Raw genomic sequence first — 26,361 nt, 5'->3', positions numbered from 1 at the left:
CTCCGCACCCCCACCGCCGTCCGCGACCTCGCCGACTACTCGCGGATCGTCGCGCCGAAGCGCTCGGATGCCACGGCCACGCCGGCGAGCTTCGCGTCGGTCGCCTCGGCCGCCGTCAGGGTGCGATCGGACGCCCGGAAGCGGAGCGCGAAGGTCAGGCTCCTGGTACCGGCGGGGATGCCGTCGCCGCGGTAGTCGTCGACGAGTCGCAACGACTCGAGAAGCTCCCCGGCGCCCGCCGCGAGCGCGTCTTCGACATCGCCGGCCACGACGTCGTCGCCCACGAGGAGCGACACGTCCTGTGTGGCCGCCGGGTATCCCGACAGCGACGCCGCGACGTCGAGGTCGCCCGCGAGGGCGAGCACGGCGTCGAGGTCGAGCTCGGCGACGTACACGCGTCCGGGAAGGTCGGCCTCGGCGGACACACCGGGGAGGACCTCGCCGACGTAGCCGACCTCGACGCCGCGCACGGAGACGATGCCGGTGCGGCCGGGGTGGAGTGCCGCGCGCTCGCCCTGGGCGACATCGACCCGCACGCCGGCCGCGGCGGCGATCGTCTGCACCGCGCCGAGTGCATCGGCGAGCTCGAACGCGACGGCCGGACGTGCCGGCGCCTTCGTGCTGAGGTTGCCGGTGAGGAGCACCGCGACGCGACGGGGCTGCGGCGGGATCGCGGCGTTCAGGGCTGCGAGGGTCTCGTCACTCGGACGGAGGCCGAGGGGCGGGACCTCCGTGGTGCCGTAGGCGACGCCTGCTTCCGGCGCGAAGACGAGTCCGGTCTCGAACAGCGCGAGGTCGCTGAACCCACGCGCGAGGTTCCGGTGCGCCACCTGCATCAGGCCCGGGACGAGCGAGCGTCGCAGGTACGGCGTCTGGCCGTCGAGCGGGTTGGCGAGCTTCACCGACGGCAGCGGATCGCCCGAGGCCGACCCATGCAGATCGTTCGCCGCGGCGGTCGAGAACGGGAACGACGGCGTCTCCACGAAGCCGGCCGCGGCGAGCGCGTTCGCGACGCGGCGACGCCCCTTCTGCAGCGCGGTGAGCCCCCGGCCTCCGCTCCCGGCGGGCGGGGTCGGCAGAACCGACGGAATCCGGTCGAGGCCGTGGATCCGGGCCACCTCTTCGGCGAGCGTCCACCGGTCGGTGAGGTCGGGGCGCCACGACGGCGGGATGACCTCCCAGCCGTCCTCGGCGTCCGAGACCTCGCACCCGATCGTCTCGAGCGCTCCGGTGATCTCGGCATCGGTGTAGTCGACGCCGATGAGCTGCGACACGAAACCGCGCGGAAGCTCGATCGAGGCGAGGAACACCTCGCCGTAGAGCGCGCCACCGAGCTCCTCGTCGAGCGTGCCGCCGGCCAGGGCGACCATGAGCTCGGCGACCCGACGCGCGGCGACGAACGGCAGCAGCGGGTCGACGCCGCGCTCGAACCGGCGCGAGGCCTCGGAGGGCAGCTTGTGACGCCGCGCGGTGCGGGCGATCGTGATCGGGTCGAAGGTCGCGGCCTCGATGAGGACGTTGCGGGTGGCATCCGTCATCTCGGTCGTGCCACCTCCCATGACGCCCGCGAGTCCGATCGGACCCGACTCGTCGGTGATGAGCAGGTCCTCGGCGCTGAGCGAGCGCTCCTTGCCGTCGAGGGTCGTGAGCTTCTCGCCCGCGCTCGCGCGGCGCACGGTGATCCCGCCCTGGAGCAGATCGAGGTCGTAGCCGTGGATCGGGTTGCCGAGCTCGAGCATGACGTAGTTCGTGATGTCGATGAGGACGCCGAGAGAACGGATGCCCGCGAGCGTCAGCCGCGACACCATCCACGGAGGCGTCGGACGGGTCGGGTCGACGCCTCGCACGACACGGACGACGAACTCGCTCGCGCCGACGCGTCCGCGCAGAGGCGCGGCGTCGTCGACGACGATCGGGAACCCGGCACCGGGGCGCACGTCGTCCCACTCGTGCGCGGCGGGATCGCGGAACACCGCGCCGGTCGCGTGCGCATACTCGCGCGCGATGCCGCGCATCGACAGCGCGTAACCGCGGTCGGGCGTGACGTTCACGTCGACCGCGACATCGTCGAGACCGAGCAGAGCGATCGCATCGACGCCGACCTCGGGATCGAGGCCGAGCTCGACGAGGCGGAGGATGCCGTTGTGCTCGTCACCGAGACCGAGCTCGCGCGCCGAGGCGATCATGCCGTCGGAGACGTGGCCGTAGGTCTTTCGCGCCGAGATCGGGAACGGGCCGGGAAGGACCGCGCCGGGCAGCGACACGACGACCTTGTCGCCGGCGAAGAAGTTCGAGGCGCCGCAGACGATGCCGCGCACGCCGCCGTTGTCCTCGCCGACGTCGACCTGGCACCAGCGGATCGTCTTTCCGTTGGACTGCGGTTCGGCCTCGAACGAGACCACCTGTCCGACGACGACCGGGCCGGTCAGCTCGAAGCCGATCACTTCTTCCTCTTCGAACCCGACCGAGACGAGCGCCGCGAAGACGTCGTCGGTCGTCGCGCCCTCGGGAAGCTCGACGTACTCACGCAACCACGACAGAGGGACGCGCATCAGACCACCATTCCGAACTGCTCGCTGAAGCGGACATCGCCCTCGGCCATGTCGCGCATGTCCTGCACATCCGAGCGGAACATCAGCGCCCGCTCGACACCCATCCCGAACGCGAAGCCCGAGTACACCTCGGGATCGATCCCCGCGGCGCTCAGCACGTTCGGATTGACCATGCCGCAGCCGCCCCACTCGATCCAGCGCGCGCCGCCCTTGAAGGTCGGATGCCACAGGTCGAGCTCGGCCGACGGCTCGGTGAAGGGGAAGAAGTTGGTGCGGAACCGGGTCTTCGCCTCGGGACCGAACAGCTGGCGCGCGACATGGTCGAGCGTGCCCTTGAGGTTCGCCATCGAGATGCCCTTGTCGACGACGAGGCCCTCGAACTGCACGAAGGCCGGCAGATGCGTCGCATCGAACTCGTCGGTGCGATAGACGCGACCCGGGCAGAGCACGTAGATCGGCACCTCGCGCTCGATCATCGACCGCACCTGCACCGGGCTCGTGTGCGTGCGCAGCAGCAGGTGTCGGTCGACCGGGTCGACGAAGAACGTGTCCTGCATCTGGCGCGCCGGGTGGTCGACATCGAAGTTCAAGGCATCGAAGTTGAACCACTCGTGCTCGAGCTCGGGGCCTTCGGCGATCTCCCACCCCATGCCGACGAAGAGGTCCGCGATCTCCTCTTGCAGGAGCGAGACGGGATGCCGGGCGCCGACGCGACCCCGCGGCGCGATCGCCGTGATGTCGACTCGTTCCGCCTCGAGACGGGCGGCGTCCTCCGCTGCGGCGAGCTCTTCCTCACGAGCGACGAGCGCCTGGGTCACGCGGCCGCGCGCCTGGCCGACGAGCTTGCCGAACGCCGCCTTCTGCTCGTTCGGCACGTTCCTCAGCTGGGCGTTCAGCTGCGCGAGGGGCGACGCCTCGCCGCTGTGCGCCGCGCGGGCGGCTTTGAGTTCGGCGGTGGACCCGGCCGCGGCGATCGCCTCGAGGGCATCGGCGACAGCGGCATCCACGGCGTCCTGGGTGATCTCGGGTGCGTCAGACACAAGAGCCGAGTCTACCGGCGGCGCGGCGGGGCGCCCGGACGCACCGCGTGACGCTCAGAGCTGTGCGGTGTTGCCGGGGTCGATCTTCCCGGCGCGCGATTGCAGGGCGATCAGCTCGGTGTCGGTGCCGCCCTGGCCGACGGGGTGGTGCGGCGCTCCGCCTTCAGCCGCCTGCTGCTGCTGGCGACGCTTCGTACGCTGCTCGATGCGGTACGCGATGTAGCTGAGCGCGAGGCACAGCGCCACGTAGATCGCGCCGCCCACGATCGCCGTCTGGATCAGGGGCGATCCGTACACCGCATTCGAGCCGAGGAGCTTGATGACGTAGAGCAGTTCGGGGTAGGTGATGATGAACCCGAGCGCCGTGTCCTTGAGGGTGACCACGAGCTGGGCGACGATCACCGGCATCATGGCCCGGATGGCCTGCGGCAGCAGGATGAGGCGGAGCACCCCCGCCTTGCGCAGACCGATCGCGTATCCGGCCTCGCTCTGGCCGCGCGGCAACGACTCGACGCCGGCGCGGATGACCTCGGCCAGCACCGACCCGTTGTACGCGACGAGCGCGATCACGACGGCCCAGTACGGCTCCATGCGCACGCCGATCACCGGCAGTCCGTAGTAGAGGAGCATCATGAACACCAGCACGGGGACGGCGCGCAGCAGCTCGGTGATCCACCCCACGGGAACCCGGATCCACGCATGCTCGGACAGACGGCCGATCGCGAGGACGAACCCGAGCACGAGGGCGCCGACGGCCGCCGATGCGAACGCGGCGAGCGTCGCGAGCGCACCATCGAGCAGCCGCTGCCAGATCGTGGCGTACCCGAAGATCTCCCACTTGTCGGCGGAGAACTGCCCGGTCACGGCGAACCGCCAGACGACCCATCCCGCAAGGGCGAGCACGACGAGGATCGTCACCACACCGAGGATGCGGTTGCGTGCGACGGCGCGGGGGCCGGGGACGTCGTACAGGACCGAGCTCATCGGGCGACCTTCCACTTGCGCTCCATCGCCCTCTGCAGCCACGCGAGCAGCAACACGAGGACGACGAAGATGACCATGACCCAGAGCAGCGTGAGGAGCTGGTTCTCGCCGCGCTCGCTGAGGTTGCTGCGGATCGAGCCGAGGTTCAGCACCGAGAACCCGGCGGCGACCGTGGTGTTCTTCAGGAGCGCGATCAGCACGCTCATCATCGGGGGGATGACCGAGCGCGTCGCCTGCGGCAGCACGACGAGAGCCATCACCTGACCGAACGTGAGACCGAGCGCCCGCGCGGCCTCGGCCTGACCGACCGGAACCGTGTTGATACCCGAGCGCAGCGTTTCGGCGACGTAGGTCGCCGTGTAGACGCCGAGCGCGAGCGTCGCCAGCAGAGTGGCGTCGACGCGCTCCCGCAGCAGGATCGGCAGACAGAAAGCGAAGAAGAACATGACGAGCGTCAGCGGGGTGTTGCGGATCCAGTTGACGTACACCGCACCGACCGCGCGTGCGGCGGGGATCGGCGAGACCCGCATCGCCCCCACGATGAATCCGAGCACCAGAGCGAGGATCCCGCCGCCGAAGAACAGCACCAGCGTGCCTCGGAGCGCTTGTCCCCAGAGGTCGAGATTGTCGGTGATGACGCCCACTGCTCCGCCTTCCATCGTTGTCGTCGTCTTTCGACGCGTGCCGGTGGCGACGCCCGGATCGGCGCCGCCACCGGGCGGATCACTCCGCCGCGTCGACCTTCGGCTGCGTGGCCTTCACGCCCGACGCACCGAGGTTCTTGTCGAAGATCGCCTGCCAGGTCGATCCGCCGTCGGTGAACATCGTGTTGATGAACGTCTGGAAGGCGGCGTCGCCCTTGGCGATGCCGACGCCGTAGCGCTCCTCGCTGAAGGGCTCGCCGACGACCTTGAGCTGGTCGGGCGCCTGCGCCGCGTACCCGATGAGGATCGCCTCGTCGGTCGTGACCGCATCGACCTGACCGTTCTTCAGGTCCTCGACGCACGCGGAGTAGGTGTCGTACTCCTTCGTCTTGGCGGGCGTCTGCTCCTTGATCCGCTGGATCGAGGTCGAGCCGGTCGCCGAGCAGACGGTCTCATCGGCGGTGAGCGAGTCCTTACCGGTGATCTTGTCGTTGTTCGCCGCCACCAGCAGTCCCTGGCCGGTGATGAAGTACGGACCGGCGAAGGAGATCTGCTGCTTGCGCTTGTCGGTGATCGAGTACGTTCCGACGTAGTAGTCGATATCGCCGTTCACGATCGCCTGCTCGCGGTTGGCCGAGGCGATCGGCTGGAACGTGATCTTGTCCGCGTCGAATCCGAGGGATGCCGCGATCCACCGCGCCACGTCGACGTCGAAACCGCTGCGCGTGTTGGTCACGGGGTCGAGGTATCCGAGCCCGGGCTGGTCCTCCTTCACCCCGACCTTGACGACGCCCGCGCTCTTGATCCGGTCGAACGTCGGGCTTCCCGTAAGGGTGACATCGGTGGCGACCGTCCACGGGTTGGCGGCGTCGGTCGCACCGCCCGAGGCGCCGGGGTCGGCGCCCGGGGTTCCGCTGTTGCACGCGGTCAGAGCGAGGGCGGCCAAGGCCAGGCCGGCGAAAGCGCCGACGACACGATTCTTCTTCTGCATGTGATCCTCCGGATTCGTATTCATCTCTCGTCGACCGCGCCGGTGCAGGGCGCGGACATCTTTCTCAATGCGTGATCAGCTTGGAGAGGAAGTCTTTCGCCCTCTCGCTGCGCGGCGCCGTGAAGAATTCGTCCGGCGTCGCCTGCTCGACGATCTGGCCGTCGGCCATGAAGACGACCCGGTCGGCGGCCTTGCGCGCGAAGCCCATCTCGTGCGTGACGACGATCATCGTCATCCCGTCCTCCGCGAGGCCGATCATCACGTCGAGCACTTCGTTGATCATCTCGGGGTCGAGGGCACTGGTCGGCTCATCGAACAGCATCACCTTCGGCTTCATCGCCAGAGCCCGCGCAATCGCGACGCGCTGCTGCTGACCGCCGGAGAGCTGCGCCGGCAGCTTGGATGCCTGGTGGCCCACCCCGACGCGATCGAGGAGCACCTTCGCCTGCGCCTCGGCATCCGCCTTCTTCACGCCCTTGACCTTGATCGGGCCGAGCGTGACGTTCTCGAGGATCGTCAGATGCGAGAAGAGGTTGAACGACTGGAAGACCATGCCGACGTCGGCACGCAGCGCGGCGAGGGCCTTGCCCTCTTTTGGCAGCTCCTTGCCGTCGATCGTGATCGAGCCGCTCGTGATCGTCTCGAGCCGGTTGATCGTGCGGCACAGCGTCGACTTGCCCGAGCCCGACGGTCCGATGACGACGACGACCTCACCGCGGTTGACGGTGAGATCGATGTTCTTCAGGGCATGGAAGTCGCCGTAGTGCTTCTCGACAGCGGTGACGACGACGAGCGGGTCGCCGCGACGGACGGAGATGTTCGACGTCGCCGGAGCGGGGCCTGTGGGGTTCGCCATTCGCCCACCCTAGACAGACGGCACAGCGATCGCCGAGGTTCTCCACAGGATCTTGACCGCATCGTAATGAGGCCGTAACGGGCGTATCAGCCTGCGGCGCGCTGCGCGAAAGCCGTCTCGTAGAGGCACACGCTGGCCGCCGTGGCGAGGTTCAGCGACTCGGCGCGGCCGTAGATCGGCAGGCGCAGCGCCAGGTCGGCGAGGTCGCGAGCGGACTGTTCGAGGCCCCGGGCCTCGTTGCCGAACAGCCACGCCGTGGGCTCCGCCAGAACCCGTCGCTGGGCGAGGAAATCGTCTCCCCCGACGTCGGCCGCGATGACCCGTAGCCCCGCGTCGTGGGCGCGGGCCACCGCGACATCGAGCTCGACGTCGACGACGACCGGCAGGTGGAACAGCGAGCCGGTGGTCGCACGGACGACCTTCGGGTTGTAGGGGTCGACGGTCCGCCCGGTCAAGACCACGGCGTCGGCTCCGGCGGCGTCGGCCGCGCGGATGATGGTGCCGAGGTTCCCGGGATCGCGCACCTCCTCGCAGATCGCCACGAGTCGCGGCGCGCCGTCGAATACGTCGCGCAGTGAGGTCGGTGACTGCCGCGCGACGGCGACGATGCCCTGCGGCGTGACGGTGTCGGCCATGGCGTCCAGCACCGACTCGGTCGTGAAGACGATGTCGAGCCCCGCCGCCTGCGCGGCATCGCGCACATCCTGATGACGCTCCATCGCGGCCGGCGTCGCGAACACCTCAACCACGGTGTCGGGCCGGAAGGCCAGCGCCTCACGAGCCGCCTGCGGACCTTCGAGGAGGAACAGCCCGGTCTCTTGACGGGCGCTGCGTTTGGTCAGTTTCGCGACCGCGCGCACACGCGGAGACCGGGGGTTCTCGAGCACGCTCCCATCCTACGAACAAAGGGTGTCCCCCGAATGGAGGACACCCTTTGCCGGAATACCGTGTGCGGTGCGATTACGCCTTGGGGGCGTTGACGTCGGCCGGCAGCGCCTTCTTGGCGGTCTCGATGAGCGAGGCGAAGGTCTTCGGCTCGTTCACCGCGAGCTCGGCGAGCATGCGACGGTCGACCTGCACACCCGCGAGGCCGAGGCCCTGGATGAAGCGGTTGTACGTCATGCCGTTCTGGCGGCTCGCGGCGTTGATGCGCTGGATCCACAGGCGGCGGAAGTCGCCCTTGCGCTTGCGACGGTCGCGGTACGCGTAGACGAGCGAGTGGGTGACCTGCTCCTTCGCCTTGCGGTACAGACGCGAGCGCTGCCCGCGGTAACCGGAGGCGCGCTCGAGGATGACGCGACGCTTCTTGTGGGCGTTGACAGCCCGCTTGACTCTAGCCATTTCTTCTTACTTCCTAATCTGCGTCGGCGCTCAGATGCCGAGGAGCTTCTTGGCGACCTTCGCGTCGCCGGGAGCCAGGATCTTGTCAGCCGTCAGACGGCGCGTGCGCTTGGTGGGCTTGCCCTCGAGGTTGTGGCGGAGGTTCGCCTGCTGCTTCTTGATCTTTCCGCTTCCGGTGACCTTGAAGCGCTTCTTGGCACCCGAGTGGGTCTTCTGCTTCGGCATGTCTCTATCCTTCGTTGTGGTTCCCGACGTGCGGGAGTCTGTGGGGCCGCGGGCCCGGCCGGGTTACTCGGCCGTCGCGGCTGCGGCGGGCTCGTCCGCGGGGGTCTCGCCGGAGCCGGTGCGCGCCTGGCGCGCCGCCTCCTTGTTGGCAGCCCGCTGGGCGTTCTGCTCGGTCTTGACCTCGGACTTGTTCTTGTGGGGCGCGACCACCATGACCATGTTGCGTCCGTCGATCGTGGGGTTGGACTCCACCGTGCCGAACTCGGCGACGTCCTCCGCGAACTTGCGGAGGAGGCGCACGCCCTGCTCGGGTCGCGACTGCTCACGACCGCGGAAGAGGATCATGGCCTTGACCTTGTCGCCGGCCTGCAGGAAGCCCTCGGCGCGCTTGAGCTTGGTCGTGTAGTCGTGAGCCTCGATCTTCAGGCGGAAACGCACCTCTTTGAGCACGGTGTTGGCCTGGTTGCGACGCGCTTCCTTGGCCTTCTGCGCCGTCTCGTACTTGAACTTGCCGAAGTCCATGATCTTCACCACGGGAGGCTTCGAGTTCGGGGCGACCTCGACCAGGTCGAGATCTGCTTCCTGTGCGAGGCGCAGTGCGACCTCGATGCGGACGACGCCGACCTGCTCACCCGCGGGGCCGACGAGGCGGACCTCGGGGACGCGGATGCGGTCATTGGTGCGGGGATCGCTGATGCGGAACTCCTTGTGTCGTGCGGTCGGATGCCACCGGGCTGCCTCCTCGGAGGCCGTGCGGCTCGAAGCGGGGCTTCGGGACTCACGGAGTGCCACGGGCGGAAGGTTCACACATCCACCCCGCACGACGCGGACGTCGGCTGGACGTTCTGCACCCTGCACCACGCGAGTGGCGACCTCGCGCGAGCGAGGCGGAGTGCGGGACCCGGTAGCCTGGAGCGGCAAGCGCGGGTGGGATGTGATCCACTTTCGATCCGGAGCAGAACACTCCGGTGCCCGTGAAGTCTATCAGAAAGCGAACCGTGGACACCACTGCCTCCTCCCCCGATCCCCACGACCACGCGGAGGCGCAGCGCCTCGCCCGCTGGGAGGAGCAGGAACGCGCCGCAGCATCCGCCACGCGCGACATCGCCGACGTGCCCGCCGTCGAGGTCATCACGACCGCGGCCGTGCATCTGATGAGCGCCGCCGCCGTCAAAGTCGGCCTCGCCGACGACCCCGCAGCTCAGACCGACCTCGACGAGGCGCGCAAGCTGATCAACGCCCTCGCGGGGCTCATCACGGCGGGTGCACCGGAGATCAGCGACATGCACGCGCGGTCGCTGCGCGACGGGCTGCGCTCGGTGCAGCTCGCGTTCCGCGAGGCATCCGTCATTCCCGATGCGATCGGCCAGGGCCCCGGCGAGAAGTGGACCGGTCCCGTCACCTGACCCGCCCCGCGCTCCCCCGCTCCCCCGCACGAGAGCCCGCCCCGCCCCGTGCCGCCCACGGCGCGCTCGAAGCCCCGCGAAACCTCCCTTGTGTACGCATTTGCGGCGTGTTGCGTGACATAAGCGAGGTTTCGCGGGGCTCGGATGCCACGGCGAGCGCGCGGGGGTCAGGCGCGCAGCAGCTTGACGGTCAGCGAGTCGACCAGCACCGCGATGCGGTCATCGGCCGCCCACCGCGCGGCGAGGCGCTGCAGGATCGCGTCGAGGGCGCTCTGTTCGAGTCCGTCCACGAGGTGCAGACGGACGACGAGCTCGGGGCCACGCAGCCGTCCGGTCGGGTCGCCGTCGGCGACGGAGAGATCGATCACCCCGAGTTCGGCGGCGATGCTCTCCTGCAATCCCGCATAGACCTCCGGCGACAGGTGCGCGCTCTCCCAGCGCTGCCCTTGCGCGAGCGCCCACACCGCAGGCCGTCGCAGAACGAACTCGGTCTCCGAGCCCGGGTCCACGACGATGAGTTCGGTGTCGTCGGCCGCTGCCGACAAAGCCGTGCGGACGCCGTCCGCCGGCACGGGACGCGCTTTCGGATCCCACGCGGCCATCGCCGACACCGAGGTGAACACCGGAAGGACGCGGCGGCCATCGGGCGCCGCGAGGGTCACGATCGACAGCTCCTGCGTCTTGTCGACGAGATGACCGGACGGAGCGACGCCCACGTCCCCCGCCTCGGCGACCAGCGGGATCAGCAGGCGCGCCGACCGGTACGCCTCGACGATCGCCGCGGCGTCGCCGCTCCCCGCGTGGAACGCCGAGAGCGCAGCCAGCAGTCCGGGGTCGGCGGTGCCGTCATCACCGGCGTGGGGATTCGGCTCGAAGCTGCGCCCCCCCCAGGGGACGCCCGCCGAGTCGGCGGGCGCACAGGCGTGCGCCTCGCCGGAGCCGGGCGTCTCGGCCGGATCGTCAGCCCGCGGCGACATCCAGCGCCTCGGCGAGCGTGAACGCGCCCGCATAGAGAGCCTTGCCGACGATGGCACCCTCGACGCCGAGCGGCACCAGCTCGCGCAGCGCCGCGATGTCGTCGAGGTTCGAGATCCCGCCGGAGGCGACCACCGGGCGGGTCGTGCGGGTCGTGACCTCGCGCAGCAGCTCGATGTTCGGGCCCTTCAGCGTGCCGTCCTTCGTGACGTCGGTGACGACGTACCGGCTGCAGCCGGCGTCTTCGAGGCGGTCGAGCACCTGCCACAGGTCGCCGCCGTCACGCGTCCAGCCGCGGGCAGCCAGCGTCGTCCCGCGCACGTCGAGGCCGACGGCGATCGCGTCGCCGTAGCGCCCGATGACGTCGGCGGCCCATTCCGGATTCTCCAGCGCCGCCGTGCCGAGATTGATGCGGGCAGCCCCCGAATCGAGTGCGGCCTCGAGCGTCGCGTCGTCGCGGATGCCGCCGGAGAGTTCCACCTGCACGCCGCGCATCTGCTTGATGACCTTGCGCATGATCGCCGTGTTGTTGCCACGGCCGAAGGCCGCGTCGAGGTCGACGAGGTGGATCCACTGGGCGCCGTCCTCGGCCCACGCGAGCGCCGCGTCGACGGGGTCGCCGTAGTTCGTCTCCGAGCCGGCTTCGCCCTGCGTGAGGCGCACGGCCTTCCCGCCGGCGACATCGACAGCGGGAAGCAGGATCAGTTCAGGGGTCGACGCGAAATCGTTCATGGCTCCAGAGAAGGGGTGGGGCGCGGCCGAGCGGCGCGCGGCGTGTCGGGGCTCGGTGAGAGCCGTGAAGAGACTACCGGGACTGCGGCAGCGACGAGATCCAGTTGCGCAGCAGACGAATGCCCGCAGCGCCGCTCTTCTCGGGGTGGAACTGCGTCGCCGACAGCGGGCCGTTCTCGACCGCGGCGAGGAAGGGGGCCCCGTAGTCGCACCACGTGACCACCGGCGCACGGAACGGCTTCATGGGCTCCAGCGTCCAGTGCTGGGCGCCGTAGGAGTGCACGAAGTAGAAACGCTCATCGGCGATCCCGTCGAAGAGCACCGACCCTTCGCCCGGGCGAACGGTGTTCCAGCCCATGTGCGGCAGGACGGGCGCGTCGAGTTCGGTCACGGCGCCAGGCCACTCGCCGAGCCCCGGGGTGTCGATGCCGCGCTCCACGCCCAGCTCGAACATGACCTGCATGCCCACGCAGATGCCGAGGACGGGCAGCCCACCGGACAGACGCCGCTCGATCATCTCGTCGCCGCGACTGGCCCGCAGCGCGTCCATGACGGCGCTGAACGCACCGACGCCCGGGACCAGCAGACCGGCCGCATCCTGGATGAGACCACGGTCGTCGGTGAGGCGCGCGTCGGCGCCGGCGGCGATCAGGGCCTTCACCGCCGAGTGCACGTTGCCCGAACCGTAGTCGAGCACCGCGACCAGCGGCGCCGTCACAGAGCACCCTTCGTGCTGGGGATCCCCGTGACGAGCGGATCGAGCGCCTTCGCTTGGCGGAACGCGCGGGCGAACGCCTTGTACTCCGCCTCGGCGATGTGGTGAGGATCACGTCCGCCGAGAACGGTCACGTGCACCGTCAGCCCCGCGTTGAAGGCGATCGCCTCGAAGGTGTGGCGCACGAGCGACCCCGTGAAATGACCACCGATGAGGTGGAACTCGTAGCCTGCCGGCTCGCCGGAGTGCACGAGGTACGGCCGGCCGCTGATGTCGACGACGGCCTGAGCGAGCGCCTCGTCGAGGGGCACCAGGGCATCGCCGTAGCGCGAGATCCCGGACTTGTCGCCGAGGGCCTGACGGATCGCCTGGCCCAGGACGATCGCGACGTCCTCCACGGTGTGGTGGGCGTCGATCGGCGTGTCGCCTGACGCACGCACCGTGAGATCGGTCAGCGAGTGCTTCGCGAACGCGGTCAGCAGGTGGTCGAAGAAGGGCACTGACGTGTCGATGCGGCTCTGGCCGGTGCCATCGAGGTCGAGCTCGAGCTCGACCGTCGACTCACTCGTCGCACGGCGGATCGAGGCCGTGCGGGGGGCGGTGTCGGTCATGCCCTGAGTCTAGCGAGGCGAACGGATGCCCCGTGGTGTCGCGCGGGGCTGCTCCCACCGCCGACGCGCGCGCGAATCGGCCGCGGTCAGGTGTGCGCACCGCCCGGCCCGAGTGAGGCGAGCGCGTCGAGGAACGCGGTCGACTCGGCCTCGGTGCCCGCCGTGACGCGCAGACTACGCGGCAGCCCGACGTCGCGGATCAGCACACCTTGGTCGTAGAGCGCCTGCCACGTCGCTGCGGGGTCATCCACCCCGGCGAACAGCACGAAGTTCGTCCAGCTCTCGAACGGCTCGTAGCCGAGCGCGTCGAGCGTGACGGAGATGCGGTCGCGCTGGGCGACGATCTCGTCGACCGTCGCGAGCATCGCCGGCGCATGCCGCAGGGCGGCGATCGCCGCCGCCTGCGTGAGACCGCTGAGGTGATACGGGAGCCGCACGAGATGCAGCGCGTCGATCACGGCGGGATCGGCGGCGAGGTAGCCGACGCGGGCGCCCGCGAACGCGAACGCCTTGCTCATGGTGCGTGACACGACGAGCCGCTCGCGACCGGGGAGCAGGGTCAGGGCGGACCGGGAGTCGTGGGGCGCGAATTCCTGGTAGGCCTCGTCGACGATCACGATGCCATCGGTCGCCTCGTACACGGCCTCGATCACGTCGAGGCCCAAGGGCGTGCCGGTGGGATTGTTCGGCGCGCAGAGGAAGACGAGATCGGGATCCGCCTGCTCGATCTGACGGCGCGCGTCGTCGGCGTCGAGCGTGTAGTCGACGCCGCGCGTGCCGGCGATGTACTCCGCCCCCGTCGCCCGGGTCAGCAGAGGGTACATCGAATAGGTCGGCGCGAAGCCGAAAGCGGTCCGCCCCGGCCCTCCGAAGGCCTGCAGCAGGTGCTGCAGGACTTCGTTCGAGCCGTTGGCCGCCCAGATCTGGTCAGCGGCGAGCCCGTGCCCCAGGTAGTCCGCGAATCCCTCGCGCAACACGGTGAACTCACGGTCGGGATAGCGGTTCACCTCGCGCACGGCCCGTGCGATCGCATCCACGATGTCGTCTGCGACGTCTTCGGGGACGGGGTGGGTGTTCTCGTTGACGTTGAGGGCCACCGGCAGCGGGGCCTGGGGTGCGCCGTAGGGCTTCAGGCCGCGCAGATCGGGTCTCAGGGGGAGGTCATCCAGACTCGCACTCACAGCCCCATCGTAGAGCGGTGTCGGCGGGCCGGATGCTTCGGGTGACACGCCGGCGTACCGCCGCGTCAGCGCGCCGGAGCGTACTGCTGCGGGATGGCGATGCTCTCGCCGGCCTCGATGGCTCCGGACGGCAACGCGTTCAGACGCACGATCTCGTCCACGACGTCGCGCGGGTCGACGCCCGGCGCGACGTCCTGCGCGATCGACCACAGCGTGTCGCCGGGCATGACCGTCACGTGGGAGAACGTACCGGCAGGTGCGCCGTTCTCGTTCGACGCGAGCGCCCCGCCACTGGAGAGGATCACGACGCTCAGAGCGATCGCGGCGGGGACCGAGACGAGCATCGCCACGACACGACGACCGCGCGTCGTGAGACGCAGCCGCGTGGCGGGCACGCGGGTGGCCAGAGCGGGGTGTGCGGACATGTCGATGGTGGTCATGGTCCCTCCTCAGGGCGGTGCCTCGGATGTCGGGATCTTCGTGCCCGAACCTCGCGACGCGAGGATCAGGTCAGAAGTTCTGTTCCGAAGATATCTTCGATGTATCGGACTGTCAAGCGATCTCGAACTCGGAGGCGAATCGAAAGCGACACGCGGACGCCTGGCATCCGACGCCGTTCCGACCGGATACGGTTTCGATGACGACAGCACATCACCGACCTCCGACATTCGAAGAAGAGATCCATCGGAGGCGGACGATCCGTGAGGAGAACGCCATGGAGAAGCCGCAGACACGCCGGCGCAAGAGCCTGAGCGAGAAGCAGCTGGCGATCCTCGACGTGATCCAGCAGTCGATCTCACGGCACGGCTACCCGCCGAGCATGCGCGAGATCGGCGACGCGGTGGGGCTGAAGTCGCTCTCCAGCGTCACGCACCAGCTGAACCAGCTCGAGCTGAGCGGCTACCTGCGACGCGACGCCGGCAAGACGCGCGCCATGGAGGTCCTGATCGATCTGCCCGGCGCGGCGACCGAGAACCCGGCCGACCTGTCGCCGGCCCTCGGCGATGCGGCACTCGTGCCGCTGGTCGGCCGTATCGCGGCGGGCGTTCCCATCACCGCCGACCAGCAGGTCGAGGAGATCTTCCCGCTCCCCCGCCAGCTCGTGGGCAAGGGAGACCTGTTCATGCTCAAGGTGAGCGGGGAATCGATGATCGACGCCGCCATCTGCGACGGCGACTGGGTGGTCGTGCGCTCGCAGGCGACCGCCGACAACGGTGAGATCGTCGCCGCGATGCTCGACGGGGAGGCGACGGTGAAGACGTTCCGTCAGCGCGACGGCCACACCTGGCTGCTGCCGCGCAACAGCGCGTTCGAGCCGATCCTCGGCGACGAGGCGGTCGTTCTGGGCAAGGTGGTGGCGGTGCTGCGCGCCGTCTGAGCGCTGTCCGCGCCCGTCCGACACAATGTCGGTGTGACTGCCCGCACTCCGCGTCGCCCGCACGCACACCGCGCGGCGCCCGATCCACGCGACGCGCCTTCCGTACGTCGGCGAGTGGGCGCATGGCGCGCGTGGCTTTCGGCGATCTGCCTGATCGTCGCGGCGATCCTGGTCCCGGTGTCGATCGTCGGCGCCTGGGCGCGAGCGCAGCTGGTCGATGAGGATGCCTTCGTGGCGACCCTCGCGCCCCTGTCGTCCGACGCGGACGTTCGGCAGATGATCGTCGACGAGACCATGCGCGCGATCACCACCCAGACCGACTTCGGCGCGCTCACATCGGACGTCATCGACGCGGTGGCGTCGCTCGGGCTGCCGGCGAGCGCCGTGTCGGCGCTCGACCTTCTGAAAGAGCCCGCCGCCGCGGGGCTCGAGGGGATCGTCCGGCGCGGGATCACCGATGTCGTGGACTCGGATCGGTTCTCGGAGATCTGGGCGACGACGCTTCGCACGACCCATCGCGCGCTGGTCACGGCGGCGACCTCCGATGGCGGCGGCCTCGTCGTCCGCACCGAAGACGGTGTCGGCATCCAGATGGGCGAGATCGTCTCGCAGGTGCGGCAGGGCCTGCAGGCCCGGGATGCCCGCGTGGCGCGACTCATCCCCCAGGTCGATCACGTCATCGTCCTCGGCGACGGCCAGTCCCTGCAGCTGCTGCGCTCGGGGTACGGCCTCGTCGTCGCCGCGGGGTGGTGGCTGCCGTTCCCGACGATCGGCCTCTTCGTCCTCGGCGTGCTGCTCGCACGACGGCGCACGACCGCGCTGCTCGGAGCCGGCGTCGCGCTTCTGGTGGGCGGAATCGTGCTCGTCGCCGGCATCGCGATCGGCTCGGCCGCCGTCTCGACCGCCGCGTCCGGATCCGGCCTCTCCCCCGCCGGCCTCGGCGCCGTCTACGGGCTGCTCTCCGAGGCGCTCTCGCGCACCGCCGTCGTCACGGCGTTCGTCGGCGCCGTCGTGGCCGCGCTGGCGTGGTCGCGCAGCGGCGGGCGCACACCGTCACGATTGCGGATGAGCCTCGGTGCGCTGAACGCGGAGGCTCGGCGCGCACTCGCGCTGCGGGGTCTGGACACCGGAGCGTTCGGCGCCTGGCTTTTCCGGCATCCGACGGCGATCGGCGTGATGCTTCTCGTGCTCGCCATCGTCTGGCTCGCTCTGCTGCGCCCGCTCACCCTCGGCGACGCGGCGGGGGTCTTCGCCGTGCTCCTGATCACCTGGTGGCTCAGTGCACTTTTGCAGCGTCGCCCCGACGAGCGCGGCGACGACTCCGCGACCGAGCGGGGCTGAGGGCCAGGCAGGGGGCATCCGGGCACCCGAGAGATCGGGGCATCGGATGGCGACAGACACGAAAGGCGATGAACACGCGCCGTCGACGGATAGCGTGGAGTGATGGTCTCGGTGCATCCCTTCGGTTCTTGGCCGTCCCCGCTGTCGGCGCAGTGGGCCTCGTCCGCCGCCCCCCGATTCGAGGGCGCGGCATTCGTGGGCGACGAGATCTGGTGGGGCGAGTCGTTGCCCGCCGAGGGCGGCCGCACGACGGTTCGCCGCCGCACCGCCGCGGGCACCGTCGACACCGTGCTGCCGTCGCCGTGGAGCGCACGGTCGCGGGTGCACGAGTACGGCGGCGGCGCGTGGACGGCGACCGAGACGGGCATCCTGCTGTTCGTCGAGAAGACCGATCAGCGGGTGTGGGCCCTCGGCCCCGACGGAGTCCCCCGCGCACTCACGCCCGAGGATCCGGCGGCGCGCTACGGCGGCCTGCGCCGGCGGCACGGTGCCCTGCTCGCCGTCCTCGAGCGGGGCACCGACGGCATCCCCCATCGCGCGATCGTGCGCATCGCGATCGAGGGCCCCGAGCCACGGGTGACCGAACTGGTCTCGGGGAGCGACTTCGTCGCCCAGCCGGACCTCTCCCCGGACGGCACGCGGCTCGCGTGGGTCGCGTGGGACCATCCGCACATGCCGTGGGAGCGCACCGAGGTCCGGGTCGGCGTGATCGAGAACGGACGCGTCGCGGACGCGCGTGCCGTCACCTCCGGCGAGACATCGGCCCTGCAGCCGACGTGGCGCACGGACGATGAGCTCGTCGTCATCGATGAGCCGACAGGCCGATGGAACCTCTGGTCGGTCGAGGTCGGCGCCGACGACGGGCCATCGGCGACGCTGCACCCGCTCGCGCCGGCGGACGCCGACACCGGTGGCGGGCTGTGGGTGCTCGGGCAGCGCTGGTACGGCCTGCTCGGAGAAGGACGCCTCGCCGCGATTCGCACGAACGGCACCGACGCTCTCGTGATCGTCGACTCCGACGGCACGGTCACGCAGGTCGCTCTGCCGGCGTCGTCGCGCCTCGCGATCGACGACGCCCGCCCCGGCGCCGTCCTCGTCTCCGGCGCGGGACGGCAGGGCACCGGCATCTGGCTCGTGACCGCCGACGGCGAGGTCGCCCGGGTCGCCGGTGCGGACTCCCCGGAGGCCGACTGGATGCCCGTGGGAAGGCCGGTGACCTTCGCGGGACCGCACGGCGAGGTGCACGCCTATGACTTCGCTCCGACCCATCCCGACGTCCGCGCGCCCGAGGGCGAGCTGCCGCCCTACGTCGTCTTCGTCCACGGCGGGCCCACGGCGCACGTCGGCGGCATCGCCGATGCGAAGACGGCGTTCTTCACGAGCCGCGGAATCGGAGTCCTCGATGTGAACTACGGCGGATCCACCGGATACGGGCGCGCCTACCGCGAGCGCCTCGACGGGCAGTGGGGCATCGTGGACGTCGACGACGTCGCCGCTGCCGCATCGGGTCTCGCCTCCGCCGGACGAGCCGATGAGGACCGTCTGGCGATCGAAGGCGGCTCGGCCGGGGGCTGGACGGTGCTCGGTGCGCTCGTGCGCACCGACGTCTTCCGCGCGGGCATCTCACGCTACGGCGTCGGTGACGCACGCGCGCTGGCGGAGGACACGCACGATTTCGAGGCCCACTACCTCGACGGGCTCATCGGGCCCCTGCCCGATGCCGAGGCGCTCTACGTCGAACGCTCGCCGCTCAGCCATCCGGACCGCCTGCGCGCCCCGATGCTCATCCTGCAGGGCAGTGACGACGCCGTCGTGCCGCCCGCGCAGGCCGAAGCGATCCGCGATGCCCTCGCCACGCGGCACGTGCCCCACGCCTACGTGCTGTACGACGGCGAAGGGCACGGATTCCGCCGCGCCGAGTCGATCGTCGACGCACTCGAGAAAGAGGTCGCCTTCCTCGGCGCCGTGTTCGGTTTCGACACTCCGGGCATCCCGCCGCTGCCCCTGGACTGAACGACGGCGCGCCCTCCCCGATCTGCTCGTCGGGACGAGGGCGCGCCGTGTGTGTGGCGATCAGCCGAGCTCGTCGCGGAGGATCGCCGCCCCCGCGCTCAACGCGCTCAGCTTCTGCAGAGCGACGCCGCGAGGGAACGGCGCCATGCCGCAGTTGGTGCTCGGGATGAGCTTGTCGGCGTCGACGAAGGCGAGCGCGCGGCGCAAGGTGTCGGCGACCTCCTCCGGCGTCTCGACCGTCTCGTTGGCCACATCGATGGCCCCGAGCATGACCTTCTTGCCGCGGATGAGCTCGATGAGGTCCATCGGGACGTGCGAGTTCTGGCACTCCAACGACACGATGTCGACGGACGAGCGCTGCAGGAGCGGGAACGACTCCTCGTACTGTCGCCACTGCGACCCGAGTGTCGCCTTCCAGTCGGTGTTCGCGGTGATTCCGTAGCCGTAGCAGATGTGCACGGCGGTCTGGGCACGCAGGCCCTCCGCAGCCCGCTCGAGGGCCGCGACACCCCAGTCCTTGACCTCGTCGAAGAAGACGTTGAACGAGGGCTCGTCGAACTGGATGATGTCGACGCCCGCGGCCTCGAGGGCCTTCGCCTCTTCGTTGAGGATGCCCGCGAACTCCCACGCGAGCTTCTCGCGGCTCTTGTAGTGCGAATCGTAGAGCGTGTCGACCATCGTCATCGGGCCGGGAAGGGCCCATTTGATCGGACGATCCGTGCTCGCACGCAGGAAGGTCGCGTCGTCGACGAACACCGGACGCTCCCGGCGCACCTCGCCGACGACCGTCGGCACGCTCGCGTCGTAACGGTTGCGGATGCGGACGGTCTCGCGCTTGTCGAAGTCGACGCCGCTCAGGTTCTCGATGAACGTCGTGACGAAGTGCTGGCGGGTCTGCTCGCCGTCGCTGAGGATGTCGATGCCGCGGCGGGTCTGCTCGTGCACGGCGATACGAAGGGCGTCCTGCTTTCCCTCGATCAGGGTGTCGCCCTGCAGGCTCCACGGCGACCAGAGCACTTCGGGCTGCGCGAGCCACGACGGCTTCGGCAGGCTGCCGACGGTCGTGGTCGGCAGCAGGGCGTGCACCGGGGACGATCCTTCGGCGCTCATGCGACGGATGCCGCGACGCCGAAGGCCCACTGCTCGAGCACGTCGCGGTGCGGCTCGATGAAGTGCTCCTGGGTGTACCGGCCCTGTGTCAGGGCGAGCTGGCTGCGCTCGACGCGGTCGTAGTCGATCTGCGTGCGCGAGAAATCCTGCGCCTCCAGGCTCGGCCGGTACACGGCCGGAGCTGCGGAGTTGGCGTTGTAGATCTCGGGTCGGTAGATCTTCTGGAAGCTCTCCATCGCGCTGATCGTGCCCGCGAGCTGCAGATCGGTGTAGTCGGTGAGCAGATCGCCCGAGAAGTAGAACGCGAGCGGGGCGACACTTCCGCGCGGCATGAAGTAGCGCACCTGCAGGCCCATCCTGCCGAAGTACTCGTCGGTCAACGACGAGGCCTCCTGGCGATACTCGACACCGAGGATCGGGTGGTGGTTGTCGGTGCGCCGATACGTCTTGCTCGTCGAGACGCTGATGCAGATCACGGGCGGCTGCCCGAACCGCTCGCGGTAGGCGTCCGAATCGAGGAAGCCTCGGAAGAGCCGCCCGTGCAGCTCACCGAAGTCCTCTGGAACGGCGGGCCCGCCGCTCTCCTTCGCGCGGGCCGCCGCCTCGGGCAGCAGCACGCTGAAGTCGTAGTCGCGCACGTAGGACGAGAAGTTGTTCCCGACGATCCCGTGGGTCCGTGCTCCGGTCTCTCGGTCCAGGATGTGGACGTCGAGAACTTCGAGCAGGGGGAACCGCTGATCAGCGCCGTCCGCGGCGAACTGCAACTGCACCGAGACGATGTCGAGCTCGAGCGTGTAGCGATCGCCCGCGGGGTTGTCCCATTGCGCGAGATCGTTGAACCTGCGGTCGATCATCGTCAGGGCGTTCCGGAGGTTCTGCTGGCGATGCTCGCCCCGGGCGAGGTTGGCGAAGTTCGTCGTGATCCGCGAGCTCTCGGCAGGCGTGTAGTCCTCGTCGAAGCGGGTGGTGGCGATGCTGAACGAGAAGTCGTCCGTCATGAGAGGTCAGTCCTGTGAACAGGAGGCCGTGCGCGGCCTCGGTCAAAAAAGTCCTCTTCCATCGTGCAGGCCCCATCGAGATATCGGGTAACCAGCCGGGACTATGGCGTCATATAGTGTCTGCCTATGGCTCAGGGATCCGGCGGACTCACGCTCCAGCACCTGCGATACTTCATCGACGTCGCCGCCGAGGGGTCGATATCGGCCGCGGCCGATCTGCGGTACGTCGCGCAGCCCACCATGTCGGCCGCGATGAAAGAGCTCGAGTCGCGCGTGGGCCGGACTCTGCTCACCCGCTCCGCGCGGGGCGTCGGTCTGACCGCCGACGGGGCGGAGTTCCTCGGGTATGCACGGCAGGTGCTCGAGCAGGTCGAGCTGCTCGAGCAGCGGTATCTGGGCCGACCGCCGTCGCGGCGCCTGCTCGGGATCTCCACGCAGCACTACTCGTTCGCGGTCGATGCGTTCGTGCGGATGGTCCGCGCCAGCGGCGCCGCGCAGTACGAGTTCGCCCTGCGGGAGACGCGCACGTGGGACATCATCGACGATGTCCGCACGCTCCGCAGCGAACTCGGCATCCTCTACCGCAACGACTTCAACCGCAAGGTCATCGACCGACTGCTCCGCGACAACGCCCTGTCCTTCCATCCGCTCTTCGTCGCCGAACCGCACATCTTCGTCTCACGGAAAAACCCCCTGGCCGCCCGCGAGCGTGCGACCCTCGCCGACCTCGAGGGACTGCCCCGACTCACCTTCGATCAGGGTGCCAACAACGCGTTCTACTTCGCCGAGGAGATCCTCTCCACCTCGTCGAGCGATCAGGAGATCCGCGTCTCGGACCGAGCGACGATCTTCAACCTCATGATCGGTCTGAACGGCTACACGATCTCGACCGGCATCATCAGCGACCAGCTCGACCCCGAGATCGTCGCGATCCCGCTCGAGGTCGACGAGCGCATCGAGATCGGATGGATCGACCACGCGTCGATCCCCCTCACCGATCAGGCCCAGCGGTACCTCGCCGAGGTACGCACCGTCGTCGCCGGATTCGGCGTCGCCCTGCTGGGCTGAGCCACGGCGAGGGCCGACCGCCGCCCGCCCCGTCAGACGGCGTACGGCGCGAGGCGTCCGCCGAGGATGGCGGGGACGTGGGCGTGGAGCACCGTTCCGTCGGCTCCGTGCTCCTGGCTGAGGATGATCCCGTGCTCGTGCACCGCGGAGACGAGGTCGCCACGGTCGTACGGCACGACGGCGCGGATCTCGACCGCGGGCAGCGGAAGGGTCCGCTCGATCGTCTCGCGGAGCTCGTCGATGCCCTCTCCGGTGCGCGACGAGACGAACTGCGCGTTCGGCGCGAGCCCCCGGAGCACGAGGCGCGTGTCGTCGTCGAGGAGGTCGGCCTTGTTGAACACGACGATCTCGGGGAGGTCCCGCGCCCCGACGTCCCCGATGACGTCGCGGACCGTCGCGAGCTGCGCCGCCGGGTCGGGGTGCGACCCGTCGACGACGTGCACGATGACATCCGCATCGCCGACCTCTTCGAGGGTCGAGCGGAACGCCTCGACCAGCTGGTGCGGGAGGTTCCGCACGAAGCCGACCGTGTCGGTGAGCGTGTAGATGCGGCCGTCGGATGTCTCGGAGCGCCGCACCGAGGTGTCGAGCGTGGCGAACAGGGCGTTCTCGACGAGCACACCGGCGCGGGTCAGGCGATTCAGCAGGCTCGACTTGCCGGCATTCGTGTACCCGGCGATCGCGACGGCGGGGATCGTGTGGCGGCGACGCTCGGCGCGCTTGGCCTCGCGCGCGGGAGCGAAGTCGCGCAGCTGACGACGCAGCTGCGCCATCTTCGTGCGGATGCGACGACGGTCGAGCTCGATCTTCGTCTCACCCGGTCCGCGCGAGCCCATGCCCGCTCCTCCCGCGCCGACCTGCCCACCGGCCTGACGGCTCATCGAGTCACCCCAGCCACGCAGACGCGGCAACAGGTACTCGAGTTGGGCGAGCTCGACCTGCGCCTTGCCCTCGCGGCTCTTGGCGTGCTGGCTGAAGATGTCGAGGATGACGGTCGTCCGGTCGATGACCTTGACCTTCACGACGTCCTCCAGCGCACGCCGCTGGCTCGGCGCGAGCTCGGTGTCGGCGATCACGGTGTCGGCTCCGACCGCGGCGACGAGGTCCCGCAGCTCGGCGGCCTTGCCCCGGCCGATGTAGGTGGCGGGATCGGGATGCGGGCGGCGCTGGAGGACACCGTCGAGAACGACCGCTCCGGCCGTCTCGGCGAGCGCGGCGAGTTCGCGCAGCGAATTCTCGGCATCCTCGTGCGAGCCCTGCGGATAGACGCCGACGAGGACGACGTTCTCGAGGCGCAGCTGCCGGTACTCGACCTCGGTGACGTCCTCGAGTTCGGTGGAAAGCCCCGGCACACGGCGCAACGCCGCGCGCTCCTCTCGATCCCACTGATCTCCGTCGGTGTCGCCGTACGAGACGGTGTCGGCATCCTGCAGCGCCTGTGCGGCGCCGAACACCCGCACCCCCGACCGGGATTCGGCGCGGGCGAGAACCCGGTCGACCGGATCGATCGGGTCGGCGCCGAGCGCCGTGTGCTCGGGGACGTCGGTGTCCACGGGGCCGTTGCTGCCGGTGAGGCCGGTGGTGTCTGTCATTCGTTCCTTCTCGTGCTGAGCCTTGTAGTTTAGCGGCACGAGAGCGGGTGCGGCTCGGGTACGCTCGCAGGATGGGGAGCGACCACTACTTCAGTGCGTCTCCGTCCAGCGCCGAGCACCTCCGCCGCATCCGCGTCACCCTCTCGGGCCGCACCGGCGAAGTCACCACCGCTGGCGGGGTCTTCAGTCCCGATCACGTCGACGGTGGCACCGGAGTGCTCCTCGCCAGCACCCCGCCTCCCCCACCCGGAGGGCACCTGCTCGATCTCGGGTGCGGCTGGGGTCCGATCGCGCTGAGCCTCGCCGTCGCCGCGCCGCACGCGCAGATCTGGGCGGTGGACGTCAACGAACGCGCCCTCGACCTGGTGCGCCGCAACGCCGCCGAATGGGGGCTCGACAACATCACCGCGGTCCTGCCGGATGAGGTGCCGGGCGACGTGACGTTCCGATCGATCCGGTCGAATCCACCCATCCGTGTGGGCAAGAACGAACTGCACGGCCTGCTGGAGCGGTGGCTGCCGCGGCTCGACGAGCGCAGCGATGCGTGGCTCGTCGTCCAGCGCAACCTCGGTTCGGATTCGCTGCAGCGGTGGCTGGCGGCGACGTTCCACCCGGGCTACACCGTGACCCGGGCCGCGACCGGCCGCGGGTTCCGCGTGCTCAAGGTGCGTCGCCACGGCAGCCCCGCGACGAGCCCCATCGAGATCATCGGTGAGTGACGCCGGGTCGGCCCAGCGCCGCGTGCCGATCGAACCGCAGCGTGTGGATGCCCCGCTGACGTCGTCGGCTGTGCTCCTCACTCTCGCCCTGACCGACGCCCAAAACGCCGTCGCGACCGTCCGAGACGTGCTCTCCAGCGTCGAGGACATCACGAAGAACGTCGCCTTCCGCGACCTGTCCGCCGCCCTCGCGTGCACCGTGGGGATCGGAAGCGACATGTGGGATGCCGTCACCGGCGCTCCTCGCCCCGCCGAGCTGCACCCCTTCCGCGACGTGCGCGGCGCGGTGCACACGGCGCCGGCGACCGAGGGCGACGTGCAGCTCCACCTCCGCGCGAATCGGCGAGACCTGTGCTTCGAGTTGGAGCGCCAACTCCTCGACCGCTTCGGCGACAGCGTGCGCGTCGTCGACGAGACGATCGGCTTCCGCTACTTCGACGCCCGCGACCTCCTGGGCTTCGTCGACGGAACGGCGAACCCGGTGGGTGCCGCGCTCCCGGCATCCACCATCGTCGGCACGGAAGACCCCGCCGCAGAAGGCGGCAGCTACCTGGTCGTGCAGAAGTACGTGCATCGGATGGATGCCTGGACGGCGCTCACCGCCGAGCAGCAGGAAGCGGTGATCGGGCGCACCAAGAGCGACAATGTCGAACTCGACGACGCGGCCGCGCCCGACCAGAAGGCGCACAAGACGCTCGCCACGATCGTCGACGACGACGGGGTCGAGCACGACATCCTGCGCGACAACATGCCGTTCGGTTCACCCGGACGCGGAGAGTTCGGCACGTACTTCATCGGCTACACGCGACGGCTGTGGGTCATCGAGAAGATGCTCGAGCGCATGTTCATCGGCGATCCGCCCGGAAAGCACGATCGGCTGCTGGATGCCTCGACGGCGCTCACCGGCGGCGTCTACTTCGTTCCGCCCGCGGAGCTGCTGGCCGGCCTCGGAGACTGAGTCGCCGCGGCGGCAGGCCCCGGATGCCGCGTCAGGCCAGCGCGACCTCGCCCGAGAACACGAGGGCGGCCGGCCCCGAGAGCAGCACGTGCGGTCCGTCCGCATGCGGGACCACGCGGACGCCGAGGGTGCCGCCGGGCACATCGACGGTCCAGGCGTCCGGAGCCGCCGGCCCCGCCCAGTGGCGCACCGCGAGTGCGGAAGCCGCCACACCGGTGCCGCACGACAGGGTCTCGCCGACGCCCCGCTCGAACACACGCATCCGGATCGCGCCGACGCCGCCGCGCACGAGCGGGTCGGCGGGCACGACGAACTCGACGTTCGCCCCGTGCGGGGGCGCCGGGGTCAGCACCGGCTGCGCCGTGAGGTCGAGCTCGTCGAGCTCTGCGGTGGATCCGAGCGCCACGACGACGTGCGGGTTTCCGACGTCGATGCCGACACCGGGCCGGGGCACGTCCAGTCCGCGCGCACGGATCACCACATCCGATTCGTCGATCGTGAACGGCCCGAGGTCGACTTCGAACCCGAGTTCGCTGCGGGTGAGCGTCTTGACGCCGGCGCGGGTGCCGATGCGCAGCGGCGCGTCGTCGATCGTCGCGAGGCCCGTGTCGACGAGGTACTTCGCGAACACGCGGGTGCCGTTGCCGCACATCTCGGCGGCGGAGCCGTCGGCATTGCGGTAGTCCATGAACCACTCCGCGTCGCTCGTCGCGGCCCCCTCCGCGATCGCCGCGGAGCGCACGACGCGCAGGATGCCGTCGGCGCCGATGCCGAATCTGCGATCGCACAGCGCCGCGACCTGATCGTCGGACAGGGCGAGGGACCCCTCGGGGTCGGCGACGATCACGAAGTCGTTGCCCGTACCGTGCCCCTTCGTGAACGCGACCGTCTGTGCCATGCGCTCAGTCTACGGTCGCGCCCTCTCGCGGTG

The 26,361-nt window shown here is 69.7% G+C and carries 27 protein-coding genes; 7 read left to right on the top strand and 20 right to left on the bottom strand.

Annotated elements, in window-relative coordinates; translation table 11 throughout:
• Window positions 1-35 precede the first annotated feature (35 nt).
• The 10 genes from pheT to infC form a co-directional block, all read right to left on the bottom strand.
• A complete protein-coding gene (gene pheT / locus JOE64_RS04605; protein WP_204963169.1) occupies window positions 36-2,552 on the bottom strand; it encodes a phenylalanine--tRNA ligase subunit beta in 2,517 nt (838 codons plus the stop codon).
• Window positions 2,552-3,592 carry a phenylalanine--tRNA ligase subunit alpha gene (gene pheS / locus JOE64_RS04600; protein ID WP_204963168.1) on the bottom strand — a complete coding sequence of 347 codons (1,041 nt, stop codon included), beginning with the start codon at window positions 3,590-3,592 and terminating at the stop codon, window positions 2,552-2,554. The genes pheT and pheS overlap by 1 nt, the downstream gene beginning before the upstream one ends.
• Window positions 3,593-3,646: 54 nt before the next feature.
• On the bottom strand, window positions 3,647-4,576 hold the full coding sequence (locus JOE64_RS04595) for an amino acid ABC transporter permease (RefSeq protein WP_204963167.1): 930 nt from the start codon (window positions 4,574-4,576) through the stop codon (window positions 3,647-3,649).
• Complete coding sequence (locus JOE64_RS04590; RefSeq protein ID WP_204963166.1) at window positions 4,573-5,220, bottom strand: amino acid ABC transporter permease; 648 nt, start codon at window positions 5,218-5,220, stop codon at window positions 4,573-4,575. Before JOE64_RS04590 ends, JOE64_RS04595 begins: the two co-directional genes overlap by 4 nt.
• Before the next feature lie 79 nt (window positions 5,221-5,299).
• Window positions 5,300-6,211 carry a glutamate ABC transporter substrate-binding protein gene (locus JOE64_RS04585; RefSeq protein WP_204963165.1) on the bottom strand — a complete coding sequence of 304 codons (912 nt, stop codon included), beginning with the start codon at window positions 6,209-6,211 and terminating at the stop codon, window positions 5,300-5,302.
• A 64-nt stretch (window positions 6,212-6,275) separates the two neighbouring features.
• A complete protein-coding gene (locus JOE64_RS04580; RefSeq protein ID WP_239531702.1) occupies window positions 6,276-7,067 on the bottom strand; it encodes an amino acid ABC transporter ATP-binding protein in 792 nt (263 codons plus the stop codon).
• An 86-nt stretch (window positions 7,068-7,153) separates the two neighbouring features.
• Window positions 7,154-7,954, bottom strand: a complete 801-nt coding sequence (locus JOE64_RS04575) for a TrmH family RNA methyltransferase (protein ID WP_204963164.1) — start codon at window positions 7,952-7,954, stop codon at window positions 7,154-7,156.
• A 73-nt stretch (window positions 7,955-8,027) separates the two neighbouring features.
• The gene (gene rplT, locus JOE64_RS04570; protein WP_204963163.1) at window positions 8,028-8,408 is read right to left on the bottom strand and encodes a 50S ribosomal protein L20; all 381 of its coding nucleotides are present in this window, start codon (window positions 8,406-8,408) and stop codon (window positions 8,028-8,030) included.
• A gap of 30 nt (window positions 8,409-8,438) precedes the next feature.
• Window positions 8,439-8,633 carry a 50S ribosomal protein L35 gene (gene rpmI / locus JOE64_RS04565; protein ID WP_204963162.1) on the bottom strand — a complete coding sequence of 65 codons (195 nt, stop codon included), beginning with the start codon at window positions 8,631-8,633 and terminating at the stop codon, window positions 8,439-8,441.
• A 63-nt stretch (window positions 8,634-8,696) separates the two neighbouring features.
• Window positions 8,697-9,329, bottom strand: coding sequence for a translation initiation factor IF-3 (gene infC / locus JOE64_RS04560; protein WP_204964962.1), 633 nt, complete (start codon window positions 9,327-9,329; stop codon window positions 8,697-8,699).
• A 302-nt stretch (window positions 9,330-9,631) separates the two neighbouring features.
• Here infC and JOE64_RS04555 point away from each other — a divergent pair, with 302 nt between their 5' ends.
• Window positions 9,632-10,039 carry a DUF1844 domain-containing protein gene (locus tag JOE64_RS04555; protein ID WP_204963161.1) on the top strand — a complete coding sequence of 136 codons (408 nt, stop codon included), beginning with the start codon at window positions 9,632-9,634 and terminating at the stop codon, window positions 10,037-10,039.
• 167 nt (window positions 10,040-10,206) lie between these two features.
• Here the strand turns inward: JOE64_RS04555 and JOE64_RS04550 are convergent, their stop codons facing one another.
• The 6 genes from JOE64_RS04550 to JOE64_RS04525 all read right to left on the bottom strand — a co-directional run bounded on the left by JOE64_RS04550 (window position 10,207) and on the right by JOE64_RS04525 (window position 14,693).
• Window positions 10,207-11,016, bottom strand: coding sequence for an SseB family protein (locus tag JOE64_RS04550; RefSeq protein ID WP_204963160.1), 810 nt, complete (start codon window positions 11,014-11,016; stop codon window positions 10,207-10,209).
• Window positions 11,000-11,746: a bifunctional 1-(5-phosphoribosyl)-5-((5-phosphoribosylamino)methylideneamino)imidazole-4-carboxamide isomerase/phosphoribosylanthranilate isomerase PriA gene (gene priA, locus JOE64_RS04545; protein WP_204963159.1), complete on the bottom strand. Its 747-nt coding sequence runs from the start codon at window positions 11,744-11,746 to the stop codon at window positions 11,000-11,002. Before priA ends, JOE64_RS04550 begins: the two co-directional genes overlap by 17 nt.
• Window positions 11,747-11,819: 73 nt before the next feature.
• Window positions 11,820-12,464 carry an imidazole glycerol phosphate synthase subunit HisH gene (gene hisH / locus JOE64_RS04540; RefSeq protein WP_204963158.1) on the bottom strand — a complete coding sequence of 215 codons (645 nt, stop codon included), beginning with the start codon at window positions 12,462-12,464 and terminating at the stop codon, window positions 11,820-11,822.
• A complete protein-coding gene (gene hisB / locus JOE64_RS04535) occupies window positions 12,461-13,072 on the bottom strand; it encodes an imidazoleglycerol-phosphate dehydratase HisB (protein WP_204963157.1) in 612 nt (203 codons plus the stop codon). Before hisB ends, hisH begins: the two co-directional genes overlap by 4 nt.
• Window positions 13,073-13,158: 86 nt before the next feature.
• The gene (locus tag JOE64_RS04530) at window positions 13,159-14,253 is read right to left on the bottom strand and encodes a histidinol-phosphate transaminase (protein WP_204963156.1); all 1,095 of its coding nucleotides are present in this window, start codon (window positions 14,251-14,253) and stop codon (window positions 13,159-13,161) included.
• 65 nt (window positions 14,254-14,318) lie between these two features.
• Window positions 14,319-14,693: a LysM peptidoglycan-binding domain-containing protein gene (locus JOE64_RS04525; protein WP_204963155.1), complete on the bottom strand. Its 375-nt coding sequence runs from the start codon at window positions 14,691-14,693 to the stop codon at window positions 14,319-14,321.
• A 275-nt stretch (window positions 14,694-14,968) separates the two neighbouring features.
• On the opposite strand from JOE64_RS04525, the gene lexA reads away from it, so the two are divergent.
• The 3 genes from lexA (at window position 14,969) to JOE64_RS04510 (ending at window position 18,985) form a co-directional block, all read left to right on the top strand.
• Window positions 14,969-15,631 (top strand): transcriptional repressor LexA, encoded by a 663-nt coding sequence (lexA, locus tag JOE64_RS04520; RefSeq protein ID WP_204963154.1) that lies wholly within the window; start codon window positions 14,969-14,971, stop codon window positions 15,629-15,631.
• A gap of 33 nt (window positions 15,632-15,664) precedes the next feature.
• Window positions 15,665-16,972, top strand: a complete 1,308-nt coding sequence (locus JOE64_RS04515; RefSeq protein WP_204963153.1) for a hypothetical protein — start codon at window positions 15,665-15,667, stop codon at window positions 16,970-16,972.
• Window positions 16,973-17,074: 102 nt separating this feature from the next.
• On the top strand, window positions 17,075-18,985 hold the full coding sequence (locus JOE64_RS04510) for a S9 family peptidase (RefSeq protein WP_204963152.1): 1,911 nt from the start codon (window positions 17,075-17,077) through the stop codon (window positions 18,983-18,985).
• 60 nt (window positions 18,986-19,045) lie between these two features.
• Here the strand turns inward: JOE64_RS04510 and JOE64_RS04505 are convergent, their stop codons facing one another.
• Window positions 19,046-20,071: a methionine synthase gene (locus JOE64_RS04505; protein ID WP_204964961.1), complete on the bottom strand. Its 1,026-nt coding sequence runs from the start codon at window positions 20,069-20,071 to the stop codon at window positions 19,046-19,048.
• Between the two features lie 20 nt (window positions 20,072-20,091).
• The gene (locus JOE64_RS04500) at window positions 20,092-21,093 is read right to left on the bottom strand and encodes a DUF1852 domain-containing protein (RefSeq protein ID WP_204963151.1); all 1,002 of its coding nucleotides are present in this window, start codon (window positions 21,091-21,093) and stop codon (window positions 20,092-20,094) included.
• Between the two features lie 126 nt (window positions 21,094-21,219).
• On the opposite strand from JOE64_RS04500, the gene JOE64_RS04495 reads away from it, so the two are divergent.
• Window positions 21,220-22,161, top strand: coding sequence for a LysR family transcriptional regulator (locus JOE64_RS04495; protein ID WP_204963150.1), 942 nt, complete (start codon window positions 21,220-21,222; stop codon window positions 22,159-22,161).
• Between the two features lie 32 nt (window positions 22,162-22,193).
• Here the strand turns inward: JOE64_RS04495 and hflX are convergent, their stop codons facing one another.
• A complete protein-coding gene (gene hflX / locus JOE64_RS04490; protein WP_204963149.1) occupies window positions 22,194-23,753 on the bottom strand; it encodes a GTPase HflX in 1,560 nt (519 codons plus the stop codon).
• Between the two features lie 71 nt (window positions 23,754-23,824).
• On the opposite strand from hflX, the gene JOE64_RS04485 reads away from it, so the two are divergent.
• Window positions 23,825-24,472 carry a class I SAM-dependent methyltransferase gene (locus JOE64_RS04485; protein WP_204963148.1) on the top strand — a complete coding sequence of 216 codons (648 nt, stop codon included), beginning with the start codon at window positions 23,825-23,827 and terminating at the stop codon, window positions 24,470-24,472.
• Complete coding sequence (locus JOE64_RS04480; RefSeq protein WP_204963147.1) at window positions 24,465-25,430, top strand: Dyp-type peroxidase; 966 nt, start codon at window positions 24,465-24,467, stop codon at window positions 25,428-25,430. Before JOE64_RS04485 ends, JOE64_RS04480 begins: the two co-directional genes overlap by 8 nt.
• Before the next feature lie 31 nt (window positions 25,431-25,461).
• Here JOE64_RS04480 and dapF read toward each other — a convergent pair whose 3' ends face one another.
• Complete coding sequence (gene dapF / locus JOE64_RS04475) at window positions 25,462-26,328, bottom strand: diaminopimelate epimerase (RefSeq protein WP_204963146.1); 867 nt, start codon at window positions 26,326-26,328, stop codon at window positions 25,462-25,464.
• Window positions 26,329-26,361: the final 33 nt, after the last annotated feature.

Origin of the sequence: Microbacterium dextranolyticum (genome assembly GCF_016907295.1) — a bacterium.
Lineage (GTDB): Bacteria > Actinomycetota > Actinomycetes > Actinomycetales > Microbacteriaceae > Microbacterium > Microbacterium dextranolyticum.
The sequence above is the reverse complement of the archived record's forward strand: the minus strand, read 5'-3'. Positions and strand labels throughout refer to the sequence as shown.

Bases quoted from the DNA above. Each gene is read 5' to 3' on its own strand.
- hisB (WP_204963157.1), bottom strand. From the start codon at position 13,072: ATGACCGACACCGCCCCCCGCACGGCCTCGATCCGCCGTGCGACGAGT.
- JOE64_RS04580 (WP_239531702.1), bottom strand. From the start codon at position 7,067: ATGGCGAACCCCACAGGCCCCGCTCCGGCGACGTCGAACATCTCCGTC.
- dapF (WP_204963146.1), bottom strand. From the start codon at position 26,328: ATGGCACAGACGGTCGCGTTCACGAAGGGGCACGGTACGGGCAACGAC.
- JOE64_RS04525 (WP_204963155.1), bottom strand. From the start codon at position 14,693: ATGACCACCATCGACATGTCCGCACACCCCGCTCTGGCCACCCGCGTG.
- JOE64_RS04585 (WP_204963165.1), bottom strand. From the start codon at position 6,211: ATGCAGAAGAAGAATCGTGTCGTCGGCGCTTTCGCCGGCCTGGCCTTG.
- JOE64_RS04595 (WP_204963167.1), bottom strand. From the start codon at position 4,576: ATGAGCTCGGTCCTGTACGACGTCCCCGGCCCCCGCGCCGTCGCACGC.
- JOE64_RS04510 (WP_204963152.1), top strand. From the start codon at position 17,075: ATGGTCTCGGTGCATCCCTTCGGTTCTTGGCCGTCCCCGCTGTCGGCG.
- rpmI (WP_204963162.1), bottom strand. From the start codon at position 8,633: ATGCCGAAGCAGAAGACCCACTCGGGTGCCAAGAAGCGCTTCAAGGTC.
- rplT (WP_204963163.1), bottom strand. From the start codon at position 8,408: ATGGCTAGAGTCAAGCGGGCTGTCAACGCCCACAAGAAGCGTCGCGTC.
- JOE64_RS04485 (WP_204963148.1), top strand. From the start codon at position 23,825: ATGGGGAGCGACCACTACTTCAGTGCGTCTCCGTCCAGCGCCGAGCAC.
- JOE64_RS04550 (WP_204963160.1), bottom strand. From the start codon at position 11,016: ATGTCGCCGCGGGCTGACGATCCGGCCGAGACGCCCGGCTCCGGCGAG.
- lexA (WP_204963154.1), top strand. From the start codon at position 14,969: ATGGAGAAGCCGCAGACACGCCGGCGCAAGAGCCTGAGCGAGAAGCAG.
- hflX (WP_204963149.1), bottom strand. From the start codon at position 23,753: ATGACAGACACCACCGGCCTCACCGGCAGCAACGGCCCCGTGGACACC.
- priA (WP_204963159.1), bottom strand. From the start codon at position 11,746: ATGAACGATTTCGCGTCGACCCCTGAACTGATCCTGCTTCCCGCTGTC.
- JOE64_RS04500 (WP_204963151.1), bottom strand. From the start codon at position 21,093: ATGACGGACGACTTCTCGTTCAGCATCGCCACCACCCGCTTCGACGAG.
- pheT (WP_204963169.1), bottom strand. From the start codon at position 2,552: ATGCGCGTCCCTCTGTCGTGGTTGCGTGAGTACGTCGAGCTTCCCGAG.
- JOE64_RS04495 (WP_204963150.1), top strand. From the start codon at position 21,220: ATGGCTCAGGGATCCGGCGGACTCACGCTCCAGCACCTGCGATACTTC.